This is a genomic window from Paeniglutamicibacter kerguelensis (genome assembly GCF_017876535.1).
Taxonomy (GTDB): Bacteria; Actinomycetota; Actinomycetes; order Actinomycetales; family Micrococcaceae; genus Paeniglutamicibacter; species Paeniglutamicibacter kerguelensis.
Genome location: NZ_JAGIOF010000001.1, coordinates 1,932,685 through 1,958,559, shown reverse-complemented (window position 1 = coordinate 1,958,559; position 25,875 = coordinate 1,932,685). Strand labels below are relative to the sequence as shown.

The 25,875-nt window shown below is 63.5% G+C and carries 17 protein-coding genes and 1 pseudogene; 6 read left to right on the top strand and 12 right to left on the bottom strand.

What is annotated here, in order from left to right; translation table 11 throughout:
• Nucleotides 1-29 precede the first annotated feature (29 nt).
• The 3 genes from JOF47_RS08860 to JOF47_RS08850 form a co-directional block, all read right to left on the bottom strand.
• A complete protein-coding gene (locus JOF47_RS08860) occupies nt 30-614 on the bottom strand; it encodes a rhodanese-like domain-containing protein (RefSeq protein WP_209997223.1) in 585 nt (194 codons plus the stop codon).
• Between the two features lie 125 nt (nt 615-739).
• The gene (locus tag JOF47_RS08855; RefSeq protein WP_209997222.1) at nt 740-2,137 is read right to left on the bottom strand and encodes an MBL fold metallo-hydrolase; all 1,398 of its coding nucleotides are present in this window, start codon (nt 2,135-2,137) and stop codon (nt 740-742) included.
• 206 nt (nt 2,138-2,343) lie between these two features.
• Nucleotides 2,344-2,520, bottom strand: a complete 177-nt coding sequence (locus JOF47_RS08850) for a hypothetical protein (protein ID WP_209997221.1) — start codon at nt 2,518-2,520, stop codon at nt 2,344-2,346.
• A gap of 161 nt (nt 2,521-2,681) precedes the next feature.
• Here JOF47_RS08850 and JOF47_RS08845 point away from each other — a divergent pair, with 161 nt between their 5' ends.
• On the top strand, nt 2,682-2,939 hold the full coding sequence (locus tag JOF47_RS08845; RefSeq protein ID WP_209997220.1) for a metal-sensitive transcriptional regulator: 258 nt from the start codon (nt 2,682-2,684) through the stop codon (nt 2,937-2,939).
• Between the two features lie 678 nt (nt 2,940-3,617).
• On the opposite strand, the gene fdhF is transcribed toward JOF47_RS08845, so the two are convergent.
• The 4 genes from fdhF to JOF47_RS08825 form a co-directional block, all read right to left on the bottom strand.
• Nucleotides 3,618-6,293: a formate dehydrogenase subunit alpha gene (gene fdhF, locus JOF47_RS08840; RefSeq protein WP_209997219.1), complete on the bottom strand. Its 2,676-nt coding sequence runs from the start codon at nt 6,291-6,293 to the stop codon at nt 3,618-3,620.
• Nucleotides 6,281-7,987 (bottom strand): NAD(P)H-dependent oxidoreductase subunit E, encoded by a 1,707-nt coding sequence (locus JOF47_RS08835; RefSeq protein WP_245356321.1) that lies wholly within the window; start codon nt 7,985-7,987, stop codon nt 6,281-6,283. The genes fdhF and JOF47_RS08835 overlap by 13 nt, the downstream gene beginning before the upstream one ends.
• A 408-nt stretch (nt 7,988-8,395) precedes the next feature.
• A complete protein-coding gene (locus JOF47_RS08830; RefSeq protein WP_342592746.1) occupies nt 8,396-8,665 on the bottom strand; it encodes a DUF4193 family protein in 270 nt (89 codons plus the stop codon).
• Nucleotides 8,666-8,899: 234 nt separating this feature from the next.
• Complete coding sequence (locus tag JOF47_RS08825; RefSeq protein ID WP_209997218.1) at nt 8,900-9,982, bottom strand: carboxylate-amine ligase; 1,083 nt, start codon at nt 9,980-9,982, stop codon at nt 8,900-8,902.
• An 823-nt stretch (nt 9,983-10,805) separates the two neighbouring features.
• Here JOF47_RS08825 and JOF47_RS08820 point away from each other — a divergent pair.
• On the top strand, nt 10,806-11,405 hold the full coding sequence (locus JOF47_RS08820) for a TetR/AcrR family transcriptional regulator (RefSeq protein ID WP_209997217.1): 600 nt from the start codon (nt 10,806-10,808) through the stop codon (nt 11,403-11,405).
• A gap of 116 nt (nt 11,406-11,521) precedes the next feature.
• On the opposite strand, the gene JOF47_RS08815 is transcribed toward JOF47_RS08820, so the two are convergent.
• Nucleotides 11,522-12,532, bottom strand: a complete 1,011-nt coding sequence (locus tag JOF47_RS08815) for a zinc-dependent alcohol dehydrogenase family protein (protein WP_209997216.1) — start codon at nt 12,530-12,532, stop codon at nt 11,522-11,524.
• Between the two features lie 267 nt (nt 12,533-12,799).
• Between JOF47_RS08815 and pta the strand changes: the two genes are divergently transcribed.
• Both pta and JOF47_RS08805 read left to right on the top strand, forming a co-directional pair.
• The gene (gene pta, locus JOF47_RS08810; RefSeq protein ID WP_210001520.1) at nt 12,800-14,920 is read left to right on the top strand and encodes a phosphate acetyltransferase; all 2,121 of its coding nucleotides are present in this window, start codon (nt 12,800-12,802) and stop codon (nt 14,918-14,920) included.
• A 324-nt stretch (nt 14,921-15,244) separates the two neighbouring features.
• Nucleotides 15,245-17,116, top strand: a complete 1,872-nt coding sequence (locus tag JOF47_RS08805; RefSeq protein ID WP_245356320.1) for a heavy metal translocating P-type ATPase — start codon at nt 15,245-15,247, stop codon at nt 17,114-17,116.
• Nucleotides 17,117-17,785: 669 nt separating this feature from the next.
• On the opposite strand, the gene JOF47_RS08800 is transcribed toward JOF47_RS08805, so the two are convergent.
• The 4 genes and pseudogenes from JOF47_RS08800 to JOF47_RS22340 form a co-directional block, all read right to left on the bottom strand.
• Nucleotides 17,786-18,244, bottom strand: coding sequence for a universal stress protein (locus JOF47_RS08800; RefSeq protein WP_209997215.1), 459 nt, complete (start codon nt 18,242-18,244; stop codon nt 17,786-17,788).
• Between the two features lie 866 nt (nt 18,245-19,110).
• Nucleotides 19,111-19,869, bottom strand: a pseudogene (locus JOF47_RS21880) (erythromycin esterase family protein).
• Complete coding sequence (locus tag JOF47_RS21875; RefSeq protein WP_245357014.1) at nt 19,802-19,948, bottom strand: hypothetical protein; 147 nt, start codon at nt 19,946-19,948, stop codon at nt 19,802-19,804. The pseudogene JOF47_RS21880 and the gene JOF47_RS21875 overlap by 68 nt, the downstream one beginning before the upstream one ends.
• A gap of 387 nt (nt 19,949-20,335) precedes the next feature.
• Complete coding sequence (locus JOF47_RS22340) at nt 20,336-20,584, bottom strand: dienelactone hydrolase family protein (RefSeq protein WP_342592745.1); 249 nt, start codon at nt 20,582-20,584, stop codon at nt 20,336-20,338.
• A gap of 1,509 nt (nt 20,585-22,093) precedes the next feature.
• Between JOF47_RS22340 and JOF47_RS08785 the strand changes: the two genes are divergently transcribed.
• Together JOF47_RS08785 and JOF47_RS08780 are read left to right on the top strand one after the other, a co-directional pair.
• A complete protein-coding gene (locus JOF47_RS08785; protein WP_209997213.1) occupies nt 22,094-22,837 on the top strand; it encodes a glucose 1-dehydrogenase in 744 nt (247 codons plus the stop codon).
• Between the two features lie 189 nt (nt 22,838-23,026).
• Nucleotides 23,027-25,870, top strand: a complete 2,844-nt coding sequence (locus JOF47_RS08780) for a cation-translocating P-type ATPase (protein WP_342592744.1) — start codon at nt 23,027-23,029, stop codon at nt 25,868-25,870.
• The last annotated feature ends 5 nt before the right edge of the window (nt 25,871-25,875 follow it).

Below are 25,875 nucleotides of genomic sequence, written 5' to 3'. Positions count from 1 at the left end.
CGACCCGAGCCCGGAAAACCGGGTGTGTGCTAGGACTTCTTGGACGGAAGCTGGGCGATGACCGATTCACGGGTCGGATCGTTGCCGGTTTTGTTCCACGGCATTTTGGCCAGGGCCTTGCCCATGGCGCAGGTGTTGGTGGCCGCGGAGAAGGTCAGACCCGCCCCGATGACACCGGCAACCGTGCGGATCTGCGGGGAAAGGAACTTCCCTCCGGCCAGCCCGGCGATCACGAGGGAGCCGGCGGCCATGCGCACCTGGCGTTCCAGGTCCCAGCGCTTGGACCCTTCAACGGTCCGGCCGCCGGCCTGCTTGTAGGCGGGAACGCCGCCGGTCAACACATGGGCGTTGTCGAATCCGACCGACGCGAGGTTTGTCTTGGCTTCGGTGGCGCGCACGCCGGATTGGCAGACCAGCACCACCTTGGTGTCAAGCTTCGAAGCAAGTTCCTCGGTGTGTTCGGCCAGCAGCGGCAGCGGCACGTTGTAGGAGCCCAAGATGTGCAGGGTTTCGAATTCGGCGGCGGAACGCACGTCAAGCACCACGACGTCGGAGCCGGAAGCGATCCAGTCCTTGAGCTCTTCGGGGGTGGCGGTCTGTGGTGTGGGGTTCATGGCTTGTGGGCCCTTTCTGCCGGGCATGGCGCCCGGCCGGCCCCGCATCCGGAAAGGAAGATGCGGGACCGAGAATCGGAGGAATCGGAGGAATTAGTGGTCTGGTGGAGGACGGGCGGAGGAGCCTAGGCGTTCTGCATTTGCTTCCAGTCGGCCCAGCCGGCGTAGCTGCCCTCGAGTTCAACGACGTCGAACCCGGCCTGTCGCAGGGCGGAGGCGGCCACGGAGTTGCGCACCCCGGACTGGCAATAGCTCACGATCACGCCATCCTTCGGCAGCTTGTCGGTGTGCCAGAGCACCCGTCCGGCGTTGAGCTGGATGGAGCCGGGGATGTGCCCGGCGGTGTGTTCGGTCTTGTTGCGCACGTCCAGCAGCAGGGTGGCATCGAACCCCACCAGGTCGGCCGGGTCCAGGGTTTCGGGGGTGTAGCTTGGCAAGCCATCGAGCGTCTTGACATAGCCGGCGACCTTGTCGATGCCCACGCGGATGAGGTGGTCCCACATCTCGGTGGCGGTTTCGCTGTCCGGAGCCAAGAGCACCAGCGGGCGCTGGTCCGTTTCCGGATCCACGGCCCACGCGCCGTAGCTGGCGGCCTTGGTGCCGGCGGGGATGTTCAGGGCCCCGGCGACGGTGCCCTGATGGACCAGGGTGTGGTGGCGGGTGTCGACCACGCCGATCTCGTCGGCGGCCAGGGCGGTCGCGACGTCCCCGGTGGCCAGCTGGGCCAGCGGTGCGCGGTCGCCGATGACGGCCGGTCCCTGGCGGTTCTGGCGCTTCATGCGGCCGAAGTAGGCGTGGGCGTCGGGCTGCCCGTCGAGCAGTGCCTCAACGAAGCCGGCCTCGTCGTTTGCCGCCAGGTAGGGGCCCCACCAGGCGAAGTTGCGCTCGTAGCCGACCGTGGAGGACGGGATCGCGCCCAGTGCCTTGCCGCAGGCACTGCCTGCGCCGTGGCCCGGGTAGACCTGTACGTAGTCCGGCAGGGTCAGGAACTTTTCCTTCAGCGAGGTGAACAAATCGTGCGCCCCGGCAAAGCGGGTGTCGATGCCGCCGGCGGCCTCGTCGAGCAGGTCCGGGCGTCCCAGGTCACCCGAGAACACGAAGTCGCCCGAGAGCAGGAAGCCGGGCTCGTGGCTGAAGGCGCCGTCGGTAACCAGGAAGGAAAGGTGCTCGGGGGTGTGTCCGGGGGTGTGCAGGGCCTTGACGGTGATGTTGCCCAGGGTGATGGTCGATTGGTCGAGGAGGCGCTCGGCCTCGAACTCGTACTGCCAGTCCTTCCCGCCCTCGCCCGAGACGTGGATCTCCGCGCCGGTGGCCGCGGCCAGTTCCCGGGTGCCGGAGAGGTAGTCGGCATGGATGTGGGTTTCGGTGACGGCGACGATCTCCATGCCGTGTTTCGCGGCAAGGTCCTGGTAGACCCGGATGTCGCGGCGGGCGTCCACCACGACGGCCTGGCCCTTGGCCTGGCAGCCGATGAGGTAGCTGGCCTGTGCGAGGTCTTCGTCATAGATGCGTTCGAGAAGCATTGGTTCTCCTTGTTGTTGGTCGCGGTTGGTTCGCCCGCCCTTGATACCCCTGGGGGTATGGACTTCACTTCAAACGATAATACCCCTAGGGGTATGCGTCAAGTCATCCGTTATCCGGACCCCGGGATCGCTTGCCCCGCAAAAAAGCGGCGGTCGGCGACATTCGCGCTGGCGCCGACCGCCGCGCGGCATGGGATGGCCGGGGTTTAGCGGCCAAAGAGGCGCGCGAAGAACCCGCCTTCCTTGCCGGGCTTCTTCGGGGCATTTGGATCGCAGGAGCAGCGCTCATTGCGCGGCACGTGGGCCATCACCTGCTTGACGTGCTGGCTGCATCCGGCCCAGGTGGTTTTCTGGCATTTGCGGCATTTGGTCGCTCGACACATGTGGTGATTCCTTCGGTTTGGGGTTGCTGATGGAGGCGCGTCCACCCTCTAGTGTTTGATTGTGGCACATACCCCTAGGGGTATTTGGGGTCCACTGTCGACGATACCTCAGGAAACCCCCTGGGGTATACAATTGAAAAAACAACACCCTGGAGGAACCCATGGAACTTGAAGCGGACACCATGAAACCCGTCATCAACAGGCTCAAGCGCGCCCAGGGACAGCTCAACGCGGTGATTCGCATGCTTGAGGAAGGCAGTGACTGCCGCGCGGTCGTCACCCAGCTGTCCGCAGCATCCAAGGCCATCGACCGCGCCGGGTTCTCCATCATCGCCACCGGGCTCGAACAGTGCCTGAAAAGCGAGGACCCCACGGCAGACCGTGCCGACATGGAAAAGCTCTTCCTCTCACTGGCCTAGCCCCGGCCATCCAGCGGTCACTTTCCCTGGATTTTGACCACGGATATCCGGCATTCTGGCAGCGCCCATGCGAGAACTTCGGCGGTGCAGCGGTTCCGCAACCGCCAAGGAATTGTTCCCCTGCCGTAAAGCGGGCCGTAGCGATCAGAACCGCTGTTCGCCGCCCGGGTACCGCGCGCTGGGCGGGAACATCCAATGAGGCTGGTTTATCCATTGGCCCAAGGCGCGACGGTGGAAGATTAGACGGCACAGCCATGAGGCGCTGTGAAAACAGGCCATTTACCGTTGTGATTCACATATCTAGCTGTCGAAATTCTGTTATCAGGGTGACGCGGTGGGGGATCGGCAAACGCGGCGCTGCATCCACCGCTAGCTGACAGCCCCAATGGATCGGGTACATATGGAGTAGGTGGAAGGATTTCTGGAATCAGGATCTTGAACGCCCGTATTGATTGCATAAGTCGTTTTGCGTCGTAGCTCAACAAGACTCCGCTTCCATGCATCCGGGCCACAGACGGGGGTCGTTCGTCGCGGCACATTCGATCTTGAGTGAGCGGTGCAGGAGACTTTTGCGCATCCGTGAAATCACCCTCTACGAAAGATACCTCTTGTCCGAGGTCCATCTTGGTACTAGGCCGGAACCACAGGTGAAGCTCTCCATTGACAGGGTTAAACATTTCAGGAGCATGAGCTAATGCTCACAGCGGTCAATTTGTATTCCGGGCAGCCTGTGAACTCATCCTCCACGGAGGAAGTGAGGCTGTTGACCGTAGCGTCGGGAAAATGGAAACCCGCGAACAGCTGACCCGGTTCGACGTCGTCGGTGACCCTGATGCGCAGCACCGCCGTCCCATGACGGCTGGACAGCTCGACGCGATCGCCCTCGGCAAGGCCCAATCCCGCCGCATCGCCCGGGCAGATGTCGACCGTCTCCTCGGCGAGTAGACGCAGGTTCCCGGTGCGTCGGGTCATGCTGCCGGAGTTGTAGTGCTCTTCCCTGCGGCCGGTGATGAGCAGGTACGGGAATGCCGCATCGCATTGCTCACCCGGCGGGAGGTACGGTCGGACCGCGAGATGCGCCAAGCCGTCCGGAGTCGCGAAGCGGTCCTGGTACAGCCTGGGCGTTCCCGGGGACTCGGCAGACTCGCACGGCCAATGCAGAGGCCCTTCGCGGTCCAGCCGGTGGTGCGAAATTCCCGCGAAGAGCGGCGCCAGGCTCGCGCATTCGGCCAGGGCCTCCGCCGGTGTGGCGCACCCGAGGTCTGCTCCCATCAGGGCAGCGACGGCATGCAGCACCGCGAAGTCCGAGCGGGCGCCGTCGGGAGGCGCCACCGCAGACCGCACTCGTTGGAAGCGCCGGTCGAAGTTGACGAAGGTGCCTTCCTTCTCGAGCCACGCGGCCACTGGAAAGACGACGTCCGCTGCGGTGGCCGTCGGGGAGAGGAACAAATCATTGCAAATCACAAGAGGGCATGCATCCAGGGCAGCCCTTACCGAGGTGCTGTCCGGGTCGGTGGCGAGCACGTCCTCCCCGATCACCCACAGTGCCTTCAACTCCCCGCTCCGGGCGGATGCAAACATCTGCGGGATCCGAAGTCCCGGCCGTGTCGGAAGCCCGGTTTGCCAGGTCTGGACGAAGCGGGTCCGTGCCGCCGGGTCCTTCACCTGTTGGTAGCCGGGCAGCAGATCGGGCAGTGCGCCCATGTCCGAGGCTCCCTGGACGTTGTTTTGCCCGCGAAGCGGGTTTACCCCTCCGCCGGTTCCGGGTCCCACGGCACCGCGGAGGAGGGCCAGGTTGGACAGGGTCCTGACGCCGTCCGTGCCGTGCAGGTGTTCGGTCACCCCGAGACCGTAGAAGATCGCCGGCGACCGTGCCTGGCCGTAGATCAAGGCTGCGCGGATGAGGTCGTCCGCGGGCACGCCGGAGATTTCGGCGACTCGTTCCGGGGTGTAGTCGCCAAGCAAACCAAGCAGCTCCCCGTAACCGCTGGTGTGTGCCTCGAGGAAGTCGGTGTCGGCCAGCCCTTGGCGGACCAGGATGTGCGACAGGCCGTTGAAGACGGCCACGTTGGTTCCCGGCCGCGGCCGAAGGTGGACATCGGCATGCCGGGCCAGGAACGTGCGGCGGGGATCCACGACCACCAGGCGCGCGCCATCCATGACTCGTTGGAAGATGCGGGAACCGACAACGGGGTGGGCCGCCGTCGGGTTGGCCCCGACCAGGAGCACGGCGTCGCACCGGTCGAGGTCATCGAACGGGTTGGTTCCGCCTCCAAGGCCAAATGTGGCGGCCAGGCCAACTGCCGAGGGGGAATGGCAGAGCCGGGCGCAGTTGTCCACGTTGTTCGTCCCCATGACGGCGCGGGCGAATTTCTGGGCCAGGTAGTTTTCCTCGTTCGTCGCCCGAGCGGAGGACACGACGGCGAATCCATCCGGGGCGGAGTTCCGGATTTCCGTCAGCCTGGCGGCCACATAGCCCGTTGCCTCGTCCCATGTCGCGGGTGTCAGGGTTCCGTTCTTGCGGATGAGCGGGGTCGTCAGTCGATCTGCAGCACCGAGGAACCCATGCGCGAACCGTCCCTTGACGCAAGCGTGGCCGCGATTGACCGATCCGCCAGTCGCGGGGCGGACGGTCATGATCTCGTTGTCGCGGGTGGAGACTTCCAGGCTGCAGCCGACCCCGCAGTATCCGCAAGTGGTCAGGGTCCGGCGTTCGATCGGCAACAGGTTGAGCAACCCGTGCTCGGACAGGGCGCCGGTGGGACAGGTGTCCACACACGCGCCGCACGAGACGCAGTCGGATTCCGCCCACGGGCCGCCGGTTCCCGGCGCGACCACGGTGTTGGCCCCGCGGCCGACGAGGGTCAGGGCGAATGTTCCCTGGACCTCTGCGCAGACGCGGACGCACCGTCCGCAGGCTATGCACAAGTCACGGTCCAGCTTGACGTAGGGGTGCGAGTGATCCAGCCCGCGTTCGGGTGGAGCGGGGGAACCGGGGATGGCGGCAACTCCGTAGTCGGCGCATTGCCGGGCCAGTTCGCTACGGTCGGCAGGGACTTCCAACGCCCTGGGCGGCAGGCCGGCGACGATGGACTGCAAGGCATCACGCCGCATCTGCCGGGATGCGTTGACCGAGACATTCAATCCTTCCTCGGCCGGGGTGCTGCAGGCCGCCGCTGGCCCCCGTCCCGTGATATCCACTAGGCACGTGCGGCACGAGGCAACGGTGGTGAGCCGATCATCATGGCATAGCGTCGGGAGGACCAGCCCTGCCGCTCCAACGGCATCGAGCAGTGTCGCACCGGAAGGCACCTCAACCTGGCGTCCGTCTATGACCAGCCTCACGGCAACCATCCATCCAGCCGGTATACGCGGGCGAGGCTTCGCACCGCGGCCGGGACCCGGCGGCCGAAGGCGCACAGGCTTCCCACCGCCATGCTGCGCAGCACCTGGTCGCGTTCGCCCCGGTCGCCGGGTCCGCCGGGGCGGTCCACGAGGGCCCGGCCGCGCCATGCGCCGACCCGACACGGCGAGCATTGGCCGCAGCTTTCCGCCACTGCGAAGTCCCAAAGGTTCCTCAGGACGTCCTCGCCGGCAAGTGTGTCGTCGAAGGCAACAACGCCGGCATGGCCGAGGGCTGCGCCATAGCGGGACAGGGTAGCGTCGCTGAACGGAACGTCGAGGTCTTCGGGGCCGATGAAACCGCCCAAGGGTCCTCCGATTTGAAGGGCACGCAGGGTGGCTCCGTCCCGCAGGCCGCCGCCGAGATCCTCAACAAGCCGTCTGAAGGGGGTGCCGATCTCAACTTCGTATGCCCCGGGCCGGAGGAACCTTTCGGATAGGCAAGCAACCACGGTCCCGACCTCATCCGGGGTTCCCATTGCCGAGTAGGCCGCTCCGCCATGCTGCATGATCCAGGGGATCGCCCCGAGCGTCTCCACATTGTTCACCACCGTGGGTCGGCCGTGGAGCCCGTGCTCGGTGGGGTAGGGCGGGCGGGGACGCGGCACCGCGCGCAGCCCTTCGAGGCCGCTCAACAGTGCAGTTTCCTCACCGGAGATATACGACCCTGCGCCTTCAACCACATCGATCTCCAGGCTGAAACAGCTGCCTTGTATGTCTGTGCCGAGATGGCCGGACGCCTGTGCTTCCAGCACCGCCTCCTGCATCCGGGCGAAGGCCTGTGGGTACTCCGAGCGGACAAACACGACGGCGTTCTCCGCACGGACGGCAAAGCAGGCCAGCGCGAGACCCTCGAGCACGCGGTGCGGGTCCCGCTCCATCAGCAAACGGTCAACAAATGAACCGGGGTCGCCCTCATCGCCGTTGGCCACAACCACACGTGCCGCCGGATGGGCAAGTGCGGCCCGCCATTTGGTACCGACCCGGAATCCGGCACCGCCGCGGCCCGACAGCCGGGCAGCATCGACCTGCCTGAGGACATCCTCGGACGTGCCCGAGGCAACGATATTCGGCCACGTCGACCACGGCTCTGATGCTCCCAGCAGCCCGGCAGTGACCACGGGGACCGGGCTGTCGTTGTGGACGGGAACAGGCGGGGTACGCCGCGGGGCCAATCCTTGCAATTGAGCGGCCAGATCTGCCCCGGCACAGGCCGTTTCGCCGTCGAGCGCCGCAGGGCCGGAAAAGCAGTAGCCGAGGCAGCGCACCTCCTGAACCGAGACGGCCCCGTCCATGCTCCGGTTTCCGGCTCCCACTCCGAGTGCTTCCTCAACCTCCGCCACATGCCGGCCCCCGGTCGCTGCGAAGCAGGCGGCGGCGCCACACACACGGATGTGTCGGCGTCCGCGGGGTGCGGAGAAATCGGCGAAGAACGATGCCGGGCCTGCGACGGCCGCTGCGGGAAGACCGAACGATCGGGCGATCTCGGCGGGGACTGTGTCGGAGGACCGGAGCATGTTGATCGCGGCCGCGAGCGACCGCTGAAAACGGTCGCCATACCGGAGAAAGGGATCACCGTTGTCCCTGCTCGATTGTTTGTCGGCATCGGCTTCGGCGTCGGAGGGCATAACACGAGGCTCATGCATGCCTCTCATGATTGCGTTGGGCCCTATGGCGGGGAAGTGCCGAAAGTCCCATGCCTGTTCTTGCAGGACAGCGAGATGGCGGGGCCTTGAAGCCGCATCGGGGGCCCTTGAGAAGGAGCCGGGCCTTTCCGTCCGCGGCGTTGCTGTGAAGGACAGTACTGCAGGGAGTTTGCGGCAGGGCCGTTGGAGTGAACTGAGTCTCCCGATTCTTTGAGGAGGAGTTTTTCGGCTTGTTGATCTAAGAACCGGCAGTGTTTGTTGGTTCGCTGCCCGATGAGGTTGTCCCAAGCCGGGCGTGGGTTGTGGCTGGCGGTGATCAAAGTGGCCCGGCTTCGCGGGGAATCCGAGAGGGGCATTGTCCGCGCATCCGGCCCAACCGGGCCAGCTTGCTGACAGGTTCGTGAATTCCTAGAGCTCGTCGCAGTCGCGGCAGATCTTCACACCGTTCACTTCTTTGGCAGCCTGGCTTCGGTGCCGGACAGTGAAGCACTGGCCGCACATGAATTCGTCAGCAGCCTGGGGAACGACTTCGACGACTAGCTCATCGAGGACGATGGTGCCCGGGAGCTCCTGGCCTTCCGAGAGATCGTCTTCTTTCCAGATCCACTTGGACGCTTTTGGCGTTCGGTGCGTCCATTTTCTGGACGGCTTTGAGGGTGCGTTCCGATGCTTCGGCAATATCCGGGCGGGCTTCGTCGTAATCCTGGTCCATGGTGTTCTTTCTGGGGTTGCTGGATCGTGCCGTTGGTATAGTTCCGGAGGAATTTCTGGTCAAGTTGCTGTTCTCTGCCGATCCCGGGTGAAAGGTTCGGCTGTGACGGTGCAGGAAGCGCCGTTCTCAACCGTGAACTGGACGACAAACGACGTAGGTCTGGATCGTTGCCTGGGCAGCGACACGCTTGATCCTTGATTTCAGGTGGCGATGGCGGCAGCCGCATTCTCCAGAACTTCGCTGAATCCACCCTTGCGGAAATGCCTGCGCTGGGTCTCTGCTCCGGTTCCCCGCTCCAGGATCCGAGCGAGCCCCGCGGCGACGTATTCGTAGTCGCCGTTGCGTTCCAACGCGTCACTGATGTGCTCCATCAAGCTGTGCAGCATGCGGGACGCGGAGGTCTTCGTCCCGTCGAAGGGATCGAAATTATTGCCCCGCAACCCGAACTTTGCCGCCTGCCATTGCGCAAGGTCGAGGGCCTCGGGCATGGGCTGGAAGCGAGGGGGCGCGCCGTTGAGGCTCGTGTCCACCAACGACCTGACGACCAGCGCCAACAAGATCGAGTTCGAGGCGCCCAGCTGGGCATCGGCCACCCGGACCTCAAGGGTGGGGTACATGGTGGAAAGCCTTGCGCCCCACCGTACGTGGCCCGAATCCAGCACCACATCGGCGCCGAGGACGAGTTTCATCCGTTCTTCGTAGTCCTGCATATCTGCGAAGTACGGCGGGATGCCATGGAGAGCCCAACGCCGGTAGTGGATGTTGCGCCAGGATGCGAAGCCGCTGTCTGTTCCTCGCCAGTAGGGCGAATTGGAGCCGCACGCCGTCAGTGCCGGGAGCCAGCGGCGCAATCCGTTCAACGCAATGACGCCTGCTTCGGTGTCATCCACGTTCACATGCACATGCAGGCCCGAGATGTAGTGCTCCGATCCGAGCCCGCCGTACAAGGAACTGATGGCACGGTACCTGTCGCCGGAGCTCACCACCGCCGGAGCATCGGAGATGCGCGGGGGAGTGCCGAGCGCCACCGCCTGGTAGCCAAGGTCCTTGGCGGCACGCGCCAAGGCATGGCGGTACGTTTGCGCGGCCGCAAGGGCTTCTACGCGTTCGGTGCAGATCGGGCTGTTGCTTTCCAGCTGGCAGACAAGGAATTCGTCGCGGGTTCCGGTGCCGCCGGCGGTGAGCGCCAGCAGTTCGGCCCGGGCCGAGGCCGGTGGTGCACAGGGCAAGCCGCTGAGCGGTTCCACGATGAAGAATTCTTCCTTGATACCAAATGTACGCATTCTGCGTATCTTCTTTCACCTGCGAGTTTTGGTTGTCCGTGCGAGGCAGACCGGGTGGCCTGTTGCCGGGGGGGGAGATAGGTCCGGATGGCCCCTCGTAGCGTGCTGCCGAAACACTATCCTCATGCGTCGCCTGTCCGGGGCCTAAGGATGCGGGAAGTGGCTGTGTGGCTCCGTGTCAGTGAACGGGTTTGTGTTCCGGCGGGCTTGAACCGCACGGGGATCCTTGGGCGGGTGGGTCGCCCTGAAACCGTAGAATGTTTCGCATTTGCCGCACCAACACTCGACGTCCCATATGGGCGCCTTGACGCCCTTGACCTTCATCGCCTTGCGGACGTCTTCATAGACGAGATATTCGTCCGTTAGGCACTGTTCGCAGAGGGGATACGGTTTCGTCAGCTGGCCAGAGGACATGAGACCACTCCTTTCGGACTGACGGTCCGGGGACCTGGGTGATGTTCGTCGGGATGAACTGCCGAGCCCCTTCATGGGAGGGGCTCTTGGTGTTTTCCTTCGGCAGGCGGTTCGTTGTTCCAGGGCATGAGTGAAACCAAGTCCACAACAAATCGTGATCCGTCGGTGTTCAACACCTACAGCATGGCCCAGGGGGAGCGTGGAAACAAGAACCGGGTTCCCCGGAACCCTCTGGCGCTTGTAGGGTTCAAAACCGCATCGGCAGGGGACCTTCGACACTGGCGGGCGGCGGCGCAACGGGAGAGGATTGCGAGGTCCGGCCAGTTCCGCTCTCGACGGGAATGGCATTGTGCGCCCGAACCACAAGCTGCCGCACACCGGGATCATTTCGAGTCTGGAAGGGACCTTGATGAGCGATCATGACACGGTCATCCGCGCCGCGATTGTCGAAGCCGCCCAGAGCCTGTTGGCAGATGCCGGTGCGGACACCGTCGACGCCTTGCAAGTCGCCCGAAAGGCGGGCGTCGACGAGGCCACGATCCGTGAACAATTCGGGTGCATGGATGACTTGTTGGCCGCGTGTCTGGACCTGCCGTTCGTGCCGGACCAGATCTTGGCCGATGCCCTGGGCCAGGCGCCGTCCGAGCGTGGCGAAATCGTCGTGCGGACCATGCTCAGGGTCTGGGATTCGCACGCGCAAGCAGCCATGCTCGCGTTGGTTGGCAAAGTGTTCAAGTCGGAGATGTATGCAACCCTCCTGCGCCGGACGATCCGCCATCTCATCCTCGACCGCGTCATGGCCGATCTTGGGTACGGCGAGGAGGAATCACGCCTTCGCGGTTCACTCGCCGCGAGCCAGATGGGTGGTTTGATGCTTGCCCGCTACGTGATCAAACTCGAGCCCTTGGCGTCGGCCGGGCACGACGAGATCGCACGACTGCTGGGACCCGTGGTTCAGCACTACCTGACCGGAACCCTCGAAGCCCCGCCGGACGCCCCGAAACCATAAGCGGCCCTGCCCTTCCCGGGGCCGAACCGGGCTGCGATTGCCGACCATCGTGAGGCTCCATCGCCATGATTGTGAGCGGTTCCGGCGGGTCCGCATCGGCCCATGTCCGCCGCGCGCTACCCGCCGCCCTGCACCCGCAGAACAGCGGTGCCGGTGACACGGTCCCCGGCCAGATCCACAAGGGCCTGGTCGGCGGCCGCAAAGGCATACACCGTTGTTGTGGGGCGCAACTCCATTTCGGCGGCCAGCGCCAGGAACTCTTCGCCGTCGGCCCTCGTGTTGGCGGTGACGCTGCGCAGCTGGCGTTCCTGAAAAAGGTCGGTTTCATAGTGCAGGGGCGGAATGTCGGTGAGATGGATTCCGGCCACGGCGAGCGTTCCGCCGCGGTCCAGTGCACGCATGGCGATGGGAACCAGGTCCCCGACAGGGGCAAACAGGATTGCAGAATCAAGCGGTTCGGGCGGGACGTCCGTCGGGCCCCCGACGAACACCGCGCCGAGGTCTCGGGCGAGGGCACGTGCCTCGGCCGACCTGGTCATGACATAGACGGACGCGCCTTGGTGGCGGGCCATCTGGGCGGTGAGGTGGGCGGATCCTCCGAAACCATAAATGCCCAGGCGGCCGCCGGGAGGCAGCGCCGCCCGTTTGAGCGCACGGTAGCCGATGATGCCCGAGCACAGCAACGGCGCGGCATGCTCGTCGGCCAAGGTCGGCGGAATCCGATAGACGAAGTCCTCGGACGCCGTGACGAGTTCGGCGTATCCGCCGTCCCGGTCCCACCCTGTGAAGGTCGGTGCGAGGCACAGGTTCTCGTCGCCGCGAAGGCAGAACCGGCAGGTGCCGCACACGGAACCCAGCCAGGGCACCCCGACCCTGTCGCCGGGCTTGAACCTGACGCAATCCGGTCCTGTTTCGCGGACGATGCCGACAACCTCGTGGCCGGGGACCACCCTGCCGTGCCGTGGCGCAAGGTCGCCCTCGGCCAGATGCAGATCGGTCCGGCACACACCGCACACCTGCACGTCGAGCAGCAGCTCCCCGCGGGCCGGCTGCGGATCGGGTCGATGGCCCAGGACCAGGGGATGCGAGGCTATCGGACCGGGTTGGCCAACCCACCAAGCGCGCATGACGGACTCCCTTTCTTGACCCGAGGATGACTTGCATCGGCGCTTGGGAGTAGGGCACAAGGTCCCTGCACCTGGTCTTCCACCCGCCCGTCGCCGATCGGTGACTTAGGCCACTGGTCGGGACTCGAGTTTGCCGTCATCCTGAATGGTAGCCGGTTCCGTCCATGACGTGGTTGTTCCGATTGGACAGGATGGCGGGCGGCCCCATCGTCGACGCGATCCCGCCCTGCCGCCCAAATCGCAATCGTGAAGGTGAGGTCGTTCCGCGTGGCCCGTGGGATCTACGTTTGTGCATCCGTTCCGGGATCCGGCAAGAACCTGGTGTCCTTGGGACTGGTCGATGCCCTGCACCGCCACGCCGACAGGGTCGGCTTTTTCAGGCCGATCGTCGGCGGCACGGATCCGGAACTCGACCCGATGGTCTGCATGCTGCGGCGCCTCTACGACCTTGATCCGTCGGTGTGCCGGGGCGGCCTGACGCTCGCCGCGGCCAGGGTCTTGCTGGCGGCCGGCCATGGCGGGGAAATCGAGGCCGAGGCCGTCGCGCTGTACAGCGGAATGGCCAAGCAGTGCGACGTCCTGGTGGTCGAGGGATCGGACCTCAGTGGTCGTGACGCTGCCGCGGAGTTCAGCCTCAATGCACGCCTGGCCAACAGTCTGGGCCTGCCGGTGCTGGCCGTTGTCGGCGCCGGGGGCCTGGGTTCGGAGGAAACCGCGGACTCCGTCGACGTGGCGCGCAAGGAGCTAGCGGCATCGCATTGCTCGCTCCTGGCGGTAATGGTCAACCGGGCCGATGCCGCCTCGGTGGCCTGGGTCAAGGCCGCAATCCGACCCGGAAAGAGCGGCCGGCCCGTTTACGTCATCCCGGAGATCGCGGAGATTTCCATGCCGACGGTGGGCGACGTCGCTGCCGCCCTGGGCTTGAGGCACTTGGCCGGCAGCAACGAGCTGGATCGCGACGTCCGTGCGGTGAAGGTTGCCGCCATGACGGTGGGGAACTTCCTGCAGGTCCTGGGCGTCGGCGACCTGGTGATCGTGCCGGGGGACCGGGTCGACGTGATGGTGGCCAGCCTTGCCTCCGCATTCTCACCCGAGTTCCCCATCCCCAGCGCGATGATCCTGACCGACGGACTGACCCCGGGGCCCGAGGTGCTGAGGTTCCTGGCCCGTGCACCGTTTCCGGTCTTCGCCGGCGGGCAGGACACCTATTCCGTGGCCCACATGGTGGCGGGGGTTCGAAGCGAAATCCACGTCGGCCAACGGCGCAAGGTCGCGGCGGCCCTTGGCGCTTGGGCCCGATGCGTCGACGAGTCCGAGATGCTGGCGCGGCTGGCCCTTCCGCGTCCCGCCACCACGACGCCCCTTCGCTTTCTGCACGAGCTCATCGAACGGGCCAGAAGCCAACGACAGCGCATCGTACTGCCGGAGGGGGACGACGTCAGGGTGCTTCGCGCCGCGGAGATCCTGCACCGCCGGGACGTCTGCGACCTGACCATCCTGGGAAACGAGGCGGCCATCCGCGAGCTGGCCGCCAGCCACGGCATCGGCCTGGACGGGTTGACCCTGATCGATCCGGCAACCTCGGAACTGAGGGACCGGTTTGCCCTCGAATACCAGCGCATGCGGGCCCACAAGGGGATGGTGCCGGTGCGTGCCCGGGAAATCATGTTGGAGGGGGCGTACTTCGGCACCATGATGGTCCAGCTGAACATCTCGGATGGCATGGTCTCCGGAGCCGCCCACACCACCGCCGACACCATCCGCCCGGCCCTGGAATTCGTGAAGGCGCGGGAGGGCTCGGGGACCGTGTCATCGGTGTTCTTCATGCTCTTTCCCGACCGCGTCCTGGTCTACGGGGATTGTGCCGTGAATCCCGAGCCGAGTGCGGAACAGCTTGCCGACATCGCCGTGGCCTCGGCCGACACGGCGGCCCGGTTTGGCGTGGAGCCCCGGGTGGCCATGCTCTCCTATGCCACCGGAGTCTCCAGCACGGGAACCGCCGTGGACAAAGTCCGGCGGGCCACCGAACTGGCCCGGGCCGCCCGCCCTGACCTGGCCATCGAGGGGCCGATCCAGTACGACGCCGCGGTTGATGCGTCCATAGCGACGCTCAAGTTGCCGTCTTCGGCCGTGGCGGGCCAGGCCACGGTGTTCATTTTTCCCGACCTCAACACCGGCAACAACACCTACAAGGCCGTGGAGCAGTCCTCCGGCGCCATCGCGGTGGGACCGATCCTGCAAGGCTTGCGCCGGCCCATCAACGACCTGTCCCGGGGTTCGACGGTCGAGGACATCGTCAATACCGTCGCCATCACGGCGGTGCAGGCCCAAGGCAACATCGCCGATGGCATGCCGGGCACCGGTGAAGCGGGTGCGCACCGCCTCTAGAAGCCCGCGGTTTCGGTTTCGGAGTCTTCGGCCTGTTGCCCGAATACTCAGTGGGCAAGGCCCCCGTCGCCGGGAGGTTTAGCGCCTACTCCTGCCGTCTTGAGATCACTGTCTTGCAAACTGGGATGCGGTTCTCCAGCACGTGAGACCGGTGAGTTGAGGCTTGTCGAAGTAGGCCCCCAGCCCGCTGCAGAGATCGCCGACATGGCGATGGCCTCGATAACCAGACATGGACGCGTCATGCTTACGACAGTGCTTACGGCGCTGGTCGTCTATGGATGCTCCGTCGACCATAGAGATTTCACTATGAAAAAGGGGTAGGGAATGGTGAGCTTGATCAAGCGATACCCTGTAGTAGCTGCCACCTTGCTGGTTCTCCTCGGCACCATGATCGTGCTGGGTATGGGGTTGGGATTGCCTGCGCGGGGCATTGCCAGCGCCTATGCGCTCGGCATAGCCGTGAAGCTTGGCTGGAACATGGTCACGGACATTACACGGGGGCATTGGGGAATCGATGTCTTGGCCTTTAGCGCGATTTTGGCGACGGTTCTCGTTGGCGAGTACATTGCGGCCCTTATCATCTGCCTGATGGTTTCAGGTGGGGCGGCTTTGGAAGACTATGCACAGGTGCGCGCCACGAAGTCCCTTTCGTCGTTGCTTGAACGCGTTCCGGTGTGGGCCCACCGGGTAGACGAAACTGGAACGCTTCACGATGTGCAGGTAGCTGAGCTGGCTGTGGGAGACACCGTTATGGTACGCCCCGGAGAAATCCTTCCGGTCGACGGGGTGCTCCTCGATGCCGAAGGGTCATTTGACGAATCTTCACTGACCGGCGAATCAATGCCCGTGAACAAGGTGGTCGGTCAAACTTTGCTCTCTGGTGCGGTGAATGGAGCGCGGGCGATCAACCTCCGTGCCAGCGCCACGGCCGCCAACTCGCAGTACTCGCGCATCGTCGAACTAGTTAGGGATGCAGCTGCCTCCCGCGCCCCGGTAGTGCGCTTGGCTGATCGGTACGCGATCCCATTCACAGCGTTGTCCTATGCGATCGCCGGTTGCGCATGGTGGGCAAGCGGTGATCCAGTGCGCTTCGCCGAAGTGCTCGTAGTAGCGACCCCTTGCCCACTGCTCATTGCGGCACCGGTCGCCTTTCTTGCCGGTATGAGCAGAGGCGCACGAACCGGACTTATCGTTAAGGATGGTGGAACCCTGGAAAGGTTGGCCTCCGTGCAATCCGTTGCCTTCGACAAGACCGGCACATTGACGCAGGGCGTTCCCCGGCTTCGCTCGATTCAACCGGTCGAGGGGTTTGAAGAAGACCGCTTGCTTTCATTGGTTGCGGCTGCCGAGCAGTATTCCTCCCATGTCTTGGCGGCCTCGATCGTTGCAGCCGCCAACGCTCGTGCCCTGCCCATCGCCCCGGTCCGGGATGCCAGTGAGGTGGCCACCCATGGGGTGAGCGCCCTAGTGGGCGAATTCAGGGTAGCCGTGGGGAAACCGGCCTGGATCAGGACCCAGGTGGATGACGTGGAAACTTACGAACTTTCCTCGGGTGAATCCTCGGTCTACGTTGCAGTCGATGGACATTTTGCTGGCGTGCTGGTGCTAGCGGATGAATTGCGCAGCGATGCTGCGGCGACGTTGGGCCAACTCCGTGCCATGGGGATCAACGAGGTGTTCATGCTGACCGGGGACCAACAGGCGACTGCCGACCACATTGCCACCGAGTTGGGGCTCAGTCAGGTGCGCGCCGAATGCCTGCCCGAGGACAAAGTGAACTTTGTGCGCGGACTGAAACGCCGCCCGGTGATGATGGTTGGCGACGGGGTCAATGACGCGCCGGTCCTAGCTGCAGCAGAGGTGGGCGTGGCCATGGGCGCCCGCGGGTCTACCGCCGCCACACAAAGCGCAGACGTAGTGATCATGACCGAGCGCCTTTCTCAGGCGGCCAATGCCGTCCGCATCGGCAAGGACACCTTGCGCATTGCGAGGCAGTCAATTTGGGTTGGGATTGTGCTCTCCGTGTTGCTCATGCTTGTGGCCGCGGGAGGGGTTTTGCCGGCGATCATTGGGGCTCTGACCCAAGAGCTCGTGGACCTGATCACCATTTTCAATGCATTGCGTGCGCTAAAGGGCACCCGGAGGTTCGATGTCCTGCCACGGCCTCGGACCAATGAGCAAAATGTGACTGCCTAGACGTTGTGCGAAGCCGGAGGCGGACGCCGTCTGGGCGAAAGCAACGCAACAGCTAGCGGAGGCAAGTACTTGGCAGCGGCGGTTACCACCGAACACTGCGCCGTATGGTTTGGGAAGACCATGGAAAACACCGCGAAAGCCGCTTCCCTTAATTACTCTGAGCTTTCGACGCTTGAATGAAGGATCTGCCCCCGGCAGGACGTGTGGGTCAAGGGGTGGTGTATGCGCTGGCTTTGGAAAGACATGATGGCCGGACCCCAGTTCTCAGGTTTTCTTCTCTTAACACGCCAACCCGCCCGGACGAACAGCAGTGCCGGCATTAGGTCCGCAGTCAAAGCTCGGAGGTCTTGGTCGGCGGCCGGCATCGGATGAAGTGCGTGATCGGATATTTGGCCGTCCGTGCAGTCCAGGCCAGACGCTCTCATAATCGGCCCGCCAGTCAGTGGCGGATGCCGGGGTGAATGTACGGGTATGGACTTTCGCTTTCTTCCCCGGGATGCTTTGCGATTTATCCAGGATGGAGCGGAACCACTGCAACTGGCAGCACTTAAGGTAGGCGGTGGAATCGGAACGGTGCTGGCGTTTCGTCAACCAGAAAATGGTCTAAGAATCGTGGCTTTGCTCAGTAGTCTTTCTAGCTTAACTCGACAGAAACGGTGTCGCTGGGTTTTATGAGCCGTGCTCACCATCTTCTGGGGCGTGCACAACCATAACTGGGCATTTGGCATGTGCGACGCAGGCAGAACTGACCGACCCTATAAGTAGTCCGTGGAATCCGCCGTGGCCTCGTCTGCCGACCATGAGCAAGTCGGCATTCTGGCTGGCTTTAATGAGGGCAGATTTTGGGTCACCCTGTATGAGGTTGATCTTGACGTTGGTTGGTGTCGCAGCGCCGAAGACAGTTGTCACGGCCTGGTTGAGGACCTTTGCGGCGTTCTCCCTAATTCCACCTCCGATGTCCGTCATCAGGTACCCGTCATACATCCTTGGGAACTCCCAGCAACCGACTGCTTCGATTTGGGCGTTCAAAGGCTCGGCGAGGTAGCGGGCCTTTCGCAGGGCTTCGAGGGAAGCCTCCGAGCCGTCTACGCCAACGATGATCTTTGCTTTTCCGGATCCAAGCCCCATGGGCGTCTCCAATGTCAGGTGGTTGGGCTTACCAATGTACTCGCCACGTCGTTGGAACGATAGCCTCGATTATCTCAAATGGCTGTTAGCAGACCGCCAATTCCCTGATTTCGGTCGGATCGGCGGCCCTCCGTGGTTCCAGTTCCCGGAAATAATGGATGGTAATGTCGCTAGCTAGGAGCGGTTGAATTTGTGCTGAGAATTGCGGCGTTCGATGTAGGCAATAGTTGTCGCGCCTTGTTGTCTGCCGAATCCACCGAAGTTATCAAGGTGTCCCCCTTGGGGCAAACCATGGAACCAGAAAATCATCAGTCACAGATCGATGACAGCAATGCCTAAATTCCGGTCGAGCGACGCTCAAGCTGCCGTCTTCGGCCGTTGCGGTGCGACCGAACCGACAGTGCCGGTGCCGGTTCATCAACGACCTTTCTTGGGGTTCGACAGTCGATGACATAGTCAGTATCGTCGCCTTCATGGCAGCGCGGGTCCAAGGCAACATTTCCGATGGGGTGCCGGGGCGCACCTTGCGTCCAGAAGTATGTGGGTTCGGTTTCGAGCTCCGGTTCTTCGGGGCGTTGCTTGTTGTGCAGCGGGTGCAGCGCTGTCGCCTGCAGGATCCAGAGCAATGCGTCATAGCGCTCTCCCATGTGGTGGGGACGTAGTTGCCAGCCTTGCGGTGCGGGTTGTAGACCACGCCGATGGACCGATGGACCGATGGACCGATGGCCGTGCAGGGATTCATGCCAAGACCCCGAGCGGTCGGGCCCGAACAACAGCACGACGGCTTCGCCGATGGCCGCGGGGAGGAGGTCTTCGTGGCTGCCCTGGGCGGCCGCGGGAACCGCGATGACTTCCTCGGGCGGTCCCTAGGCATCGGCGGCGATGACCGACCCGGAGTACGAGGCGAACCCGGCCAACAGCACCTCCCTGGAGTGGCGATGGCGCATCAACTGCCCGATGTTGACCATGCCGCCACGGACCATGTCGGTCGCGCGGGCGTCGCCGACATGGGTGTTGTGCGCCTACACCGCTCCCTTGGATTCGATGCCGTGGTGGAGCACGAAGCGGTCGATGGTGTCGCTCATGTGGTGATCAAGGATGTTCCACGACTGCCGGTTGCCGCGGACCATGGTGCGGTAGTAGAGTTCGGCATTGGCCTCGACGTCGGCGTTCTGCACCGCGTCGAAGGCCTCCGGGTCGGTGGGCAGCCTGCCCAAGGTTCGCCGGTGCATCTCGGCCAGCAGCGCGACGATGTCCGCCTCGCAGGATTGCGGCACCAGCCGGGTGCTCCAGGCGTACCGCTGGGAATCCTCCCCGAACGGCACAAAGCATTTCCAGGCCCGCAGGGCGGCGGGCAGGGCATCGGGCACGGTTTTCTCGAGCCAGCTGAACATCTGCCGCAGCGAGTCCCACAGCGAATACACGTCAAGGCCGTAGAAACCGGTGCGCTCGGATTCTGCCCGATCAAGGTTCCGCTCGCGCAGCCAGTAATTGGTATGAGTCGAGGTCTTGGTCTCCCTGCCCCCTGAGCCAGCGGTTGATGTGCCAGCAGTCGGGCTAGGCGCCTTCCACCCCGATCCAGCTGAAGCCGTGCTCGTTGATGCCCCGGCGGCTGGCCAACGCACGCCAGCTGTAGTACTCGTGGGCGCCGCGGGACGCCTCACCCAGGCACACGAAACGTTTGTCGACTGCGAGACGGACCAAGCCCTCCAGGTCCCCGGTGCGTCAGGAACAGAATCTAGGCAAGCTCCTTCGACCGGTTGGCTGTCGCGTACGGGTTCTCGTTCATTCCTGCACCTCTGGTGCGCGTTTCTGGTTTCGTTCGGGCACGAGGTAGCAGCCAAACCAGTCGGCGGCCAGCGTGGCGACTTGCGCGAGAGCGCTGGGATCCGCAAAAGGTGGGTCGCTCCCTGTACGACTGCAAGCCGGTGCGTTGCCCGCATTTTGGCCATGGTCTCGCGGTTGAGGTCCAAGACCAAGGCCTCGGCGCTGCCAACGATCACAGGGTTGGGCACGCACCGCTGCCAGCCGGGGGCCGGCGAGATCCGGGCGTCCGCCGCGTGAAACGAGGACGGCTATCTGCGCGTTGGGTTAGGAAGCGGGCCACAACGCAGCGCCGGCGCCCGTGCTCGCCCCGAAGTAGCCGATCTTACGTGAGGAGGTCCCGTCCCTGGCGCCGAGCCACCGGGTTGCCGCCGTTAGCCGCCCTGCCAGCAGGGCGATGTCGAACACGTTTACCCGGTTGGCCTCTTCGGCGGGGGCCAGCAGATCCAACAGAAGGGTGCCCGACCCGGCACCCTGGAGCACCGAGACCACGACCTCGTCGTCCTCCGTGGGCAAAAAAGTCTCTGTAGTGGTAGCCGACGGCCTCGAAATTCCTGACGGAAACCAGACTGACGACGTCGTCCGGCTCCGTCAGCGAGGCCAAGAGCCGGACCGGGGCCACCGGCACGGCCAAAAACACTCTTGCCGCTCCCAACTGACGGGCAACTTGGCAGGCGACGCGGGCAATGGCTCCGGTGGCGAGGCCGTCGTCGACGATGACGGCCGTGCAGGTCCAAGCGTTCCCGACCTTTGCGGTATCTTGCGAACCGTGAATCCAATAGGTCACGTTCGCGCCGCTCAATGGATTGCGGTTCACTTTCGGTGACGCCGGCAAGTGCGATGAGAGGCGTGTATCAAGTATCCGGGTTTTGCCTTCACCTATGGCTCCCATCGCCACTTCGGGCTGGAACGTTACACCCAACTTGCGTACGACAATCACATCTAAGGGCGCGTCGAGCACATTGGCCACCTCGAATGCGACAGCTACGCCGCCTCGGGGAACCCCAAGAGCACCAGGTCTGTCCACGCAACCCTGTATGTTTTTGACCCAGTCTTCGGCCAGCGTCACTGTGGTCCCTGAATTCATACATGGCTCTCGCCTTCCTGTGAGCTTGTCCGGGCCCCGATGAGTCCCGTAAATTCACGGATCCCTGACTTGCTGCATGAGCTGGATTTTCACTTTCCAGCTGACCCGGGATTGCACTTCGCATGATCGTACACACCGCAGACGATTCCGTTCGGGTGAACAAGCACATGACCGGATCTGTCTGTGGTGTCTTGTGCCGCAGTCATTCCAGATGCCTTTCCCTCGTGCGTCATGGCGCCGACCGGGCAACCGGCCTGAATCCGCCCGAGCCCGACGGAGAATGCAAATTGTCGCCAAAGGTTCTGACCGTGACGTGTGCCAGGCCTTGCCATCGGTTCGGTTCTTCACAGGCATCAATTTGCGTGGTTCATTCATCCTGCCGAGACAAGGAAGATGCAAGGTGCCCGGCGAGGCTTGTCGTATTTCCAGTACATATCTTGGCTCCAAGGCATTCCAGAGGAATAGGGCCCATGGAGTCGTTCGAATGCTTGTGGCGGATGGGAGGCCCATATGGGAGTCAAAATTCGGAAGATGCATTCGCAGTCGTTCGGCTTGTGTCGTAGGTTTCAAAGATCAATCTGGCGAATGCGAACGCGCTTTACCACGGTTGGATACGCTTTCCTCGTAGGGACCTGGCCTTTGTCCCCCTGTAGCGGGCTTGAGATAATGCCACCGCCGAGCAGGCCCGGCATCAAGACCACCGAGCACCCCGCTGGCAGCTTAGCCGACCACATGCTTTGGACGGCCCTGCGGCGCAAGGCCCAAAGCCCCTACCAACCGTCTTGAACGGCAGGGAGGCTGTAATCGAGGAACGGCCTATTTCGAGCAAGGATTTCCCGCGATGTCCGGTGATCCTGTTGCGCTCTTGCCAGACATTTGTCGCGCGGCATGGGTTGGTGGTTGTGGCGGTATCTTCATTCCCAGGAAAGGAATGAGCCATGGACAGGCTGGCCGGAAAAATTGCCCTGATCAGCGGTGGATCCCGCGGGATCGGTGCGGCCATTGCTGAAAGATTTCTCAGCGAAGGGGCAAAAGTCGTCATCGGCGACGTCCTGGACGAGGATGGCAGGCAACTGGCGGCACGGCTTGGCGACGGCGTCCGCTATGTGCATCTGGATGTGACCAAACCCGCGGATTGGGAGCGAGCGGTGAAAGAAACGGTGGATGTCTTTGGTGGTCTGGGCATCTTGGTCAACAATGCCGGCATCGTGAATTTTGGCAGGATCGACGATTACAGCCATGAGCAGTGGGCCCGGATCATCAACGTGAACTTAACGGGTGTTTTCAACGGTATCAAGGCTGCCGCCACGTCGCTGGCGGATGCCGGGGCCGCATCCATCATCAACATCTCCTCCATTGCCGGATTGCGTGGCTACGAACAACTCTCCGGGTATACGGCCTCGAAATTTGGTGTCCGCGGCCTGACCAAGAGCGCAGCCTTGGATCTGGGCGGTTCCGGAATCCGGGTCAACTCGGTGCATCCAGGGGTCATCGAGACGCCCATGACCGCCGGTATGGTCTTCGAGACCGACCGCGTTCCGCTGCGCCGGATAGGCCAGCCGATGGAGATCGCCGACTTGGTGCTTTACCTGGCAGGGGACGAATCCGCCTTTGTCACGGGTGCCGAGTTCGTTATCGACGGTGGTGAAACAGCGGGCACGGTGGCGCCGCGGGCTCCCTGAAATGCAGCGTCAAACCACGGGCGGGAACGATTCCCAACCATAACGGAGCCATAATGATGTCCTGTTCCATGCGTACTCGCGAGAAGTCGACACATCTTCCTATGCGGCGACAACGCCGGCGACTGCCCACCAGCATCGAGCGTACTCAGTGTTCACCCCGACCCGTTCGGACAATGTGGGAGGACTGAGATGGACAAGCATGAACCCATCCCCGACCGTGCGCCGTCTCCGGGAATGGCGGGCCAAGATGATGCAGTGCCACAGCCACCAGATCCGCAGGAACCCCTTGAACGGTTGATGCGGGATCTTCGTGGTCGTCGTGAGGGTTTGTCCGAACGGGAATCAGCCCGGAGACTTGTGGTGTTTGGTCTGAACGAGCTCAGCCGGAGAGGGAAACGGAACTGGCCGCGCGAACTGGGCAGGCAGGTTGTCCATCCGTTGGCGTTGCTACTGTGGGTGGCGGCGATGCTGGCGTTCGCAACGGGAACTGCGGTGCTGGCCGTGGCGATCGTGGCGGTGGTTGTCATGAACGCGTTGTTTGCGTTCTTCCAGGAACGACACGCCGAGCACGCGGTGGAGGCCATGTCGACGTATCTCCCGGTGCAGGCCAGGGTTCTTCGTGAAGGTGCGGAAGTCTTGGTCGATGCCACGCGTCTGGTACCCGGCGATGTGATGGTGGTCCGGGAGGGTGACAGGGTTTCGGCGGATGCACGACTTGTCTCGGGATCCGTGGAGATGGACAATTCCATGCTCACCGGAGAGTCGCTGCCCGTGTTTCGGAGCGCGGAAGACAACCCCTATGCAAAGGTGCCGCTGCTGCAGGCACGGGACGTGGTGTTCAGTGGCACCGGCTGCATCGGCGGCGGAGCGACCGCGTTGGTTTACGCGACCGGCATGCGCACGGAGCTTGGCAGGATCGCAGCGCTTTCCCAGCGGGTCGGGAAGGATATAAGCCCCTTGGAGCGGCAGGTCACCAGGGTGGCGCGGCTGATCGCCGTCGTTGCCGTGGCCATGGGCGCAACCTTCATTCCGGTGGGCATGTTGCTGGGCGGGCTGGCCTTCGGCGACACCCTAAATTTCGCGATCGGGTTGCTGGTAGCGAACGTACCCGAGGGCCTGCTTCCGACCATCACCTTGGCACTTGCGGTGGGCGTGCGTGTGTTGGCCCGACGCGGAGCGCTCGTGAAAAGGATTTCTGCGGTTGAAACCCTCGGCTCCACGAGCGTGATCTGCACCGACAAGACAGGCACCTTGACCATGAACCGCATGCAAGTCAGCAACTTCTGGACCGCTGACGGAGGCCAGCACGTGCGTCCCGGGATGCCCTCGGCCGTCCTGGGGTCTGCGGCAGGACGGTTTGCGGTGGCGTCGGTGGCCTGCAGCAACTCCCGCCTCGAGGGCCCTTCCGGGGCCAAAGAGACTGGGGATCCGACCGAACTGGCGTTGCTGCATCTGGCGGATTTCCTGGGGACCACCGTCGACGACCTGGATAGCGAACGGCTGTCCCAGTTCCATTTCGATCCCGTCCTGCGGCGGATGTCCACGGTGGATCGGACCGGATCCGGAACGGTCCTGCATTCCAAGGGAGCTCCGGAGGAAATCCTTGCGCTTTGCACGCGCATCGCGGTCGCTCGGACCGACCGGCCCCTGACGGAGGAAGACCGGAGGACGATTGCCGCTGTGGTCGACCATTGGGCAGTGCAGGGACTCCGGGTGCTCGCCGTGGCTGACAGGCCACAGGTGGCCTGTACAACCCCGGGCCCCTCCCGTGAGGAGGCAGAAAAGAACCTCACCTTCCTCGGCGTCGCCGCAATGATGGATCCGCCCCGACCACAGGTAGTCGAAGCCGTGGCGCAGTGCCACACAGCCGGTATCCAACTGATCGTTGTCACCGGCGACAACGGGCTCACGGCCGCCGGAATCGCCCGCCTCGTCGGTATCGGTACCAACGGTCTTCAAGTCATCAACGGCAACGACCTGGATCGGATGAGCGAGGCAGAACTGGATCGCTTGCTGGGAGCCGGTGAGGAGATCGTCTTTGCCCGGAGCTCGCCCGAGGCCAAGCTCCGGATCGCCGATGCGCTCCAGGACCTGGGACATGTGGTGGCGATGACCGGTGACGGCGTGAACGACGCGCCCGCTCTTCGCCGGGCAGACATCGGCGTTGCAATGGGCAAATCGGGAACCGAGGTGGCACGCGAGGCGGCGACAATGGTCCTCACCGATGACGATTTCTCGTCGATAGTCAGCGCCGTCGAGGCCGGCCGCCGCGTCTATGACAACGTCCGGAAATTCATCGTCTACATTTTTGCCCATGCCACTCCGGAAGTCATCCCGTTCCTGATCTATGCTGCATCAGGCGGGCAGATACCGCTGCCACTCACGGTGATGCAGATCCTCGCAATCGACCTTTTCACCGAAACGCTGCCGGCGTTGGCTCTTGGTCGGGAGGCACCTGAACCGGGCCTGATGAAGAGACCGCCACGGCCGCCGAGGGAAAACGTCATCAGTACCCTGATGCTTGTCCGTGCCTGGGTTGTCTTGGGCGGAGTATCTGCGTTGCTCGTGACCGGAGTCTTCCTGATGACGCTGATTGCCGGAGGATGGACATTTGGAGCAGATGTCGGAACGGGGCACCTGTACTTGGTCTGGCAACAAGCTACCACCATGACATTCCTAGGGATTGTCGCCTGTCAGCTGGGAACCGCTATGGCTGCCCGAACCCACACGGTCTCGCTCTTCCGAATCGGCCTGACCACCAACAGGCTACTGCTGTGGGGGATAGCGTTTGAACTCGTCTTCGCGGCAGGCATCGTCTTCATCGCACCGTTGCAGGCGATTTTTGGAACGACGGTTCCCGAGCCTTGGCAGCTAGCGTTGCTGTTGCCCTTTCCTTTCCTGGTGTGGGGTAGTGACGAGCTCCTGAAATACACCCTGCGCCGGCGGAACGACAAGAAGGAAAACGCCGCAAAAGCGGTGATGTCAGTCGACGACCGATCGAGGGCATCGGGCTGTGGCATCACAGACAGATAATGTAC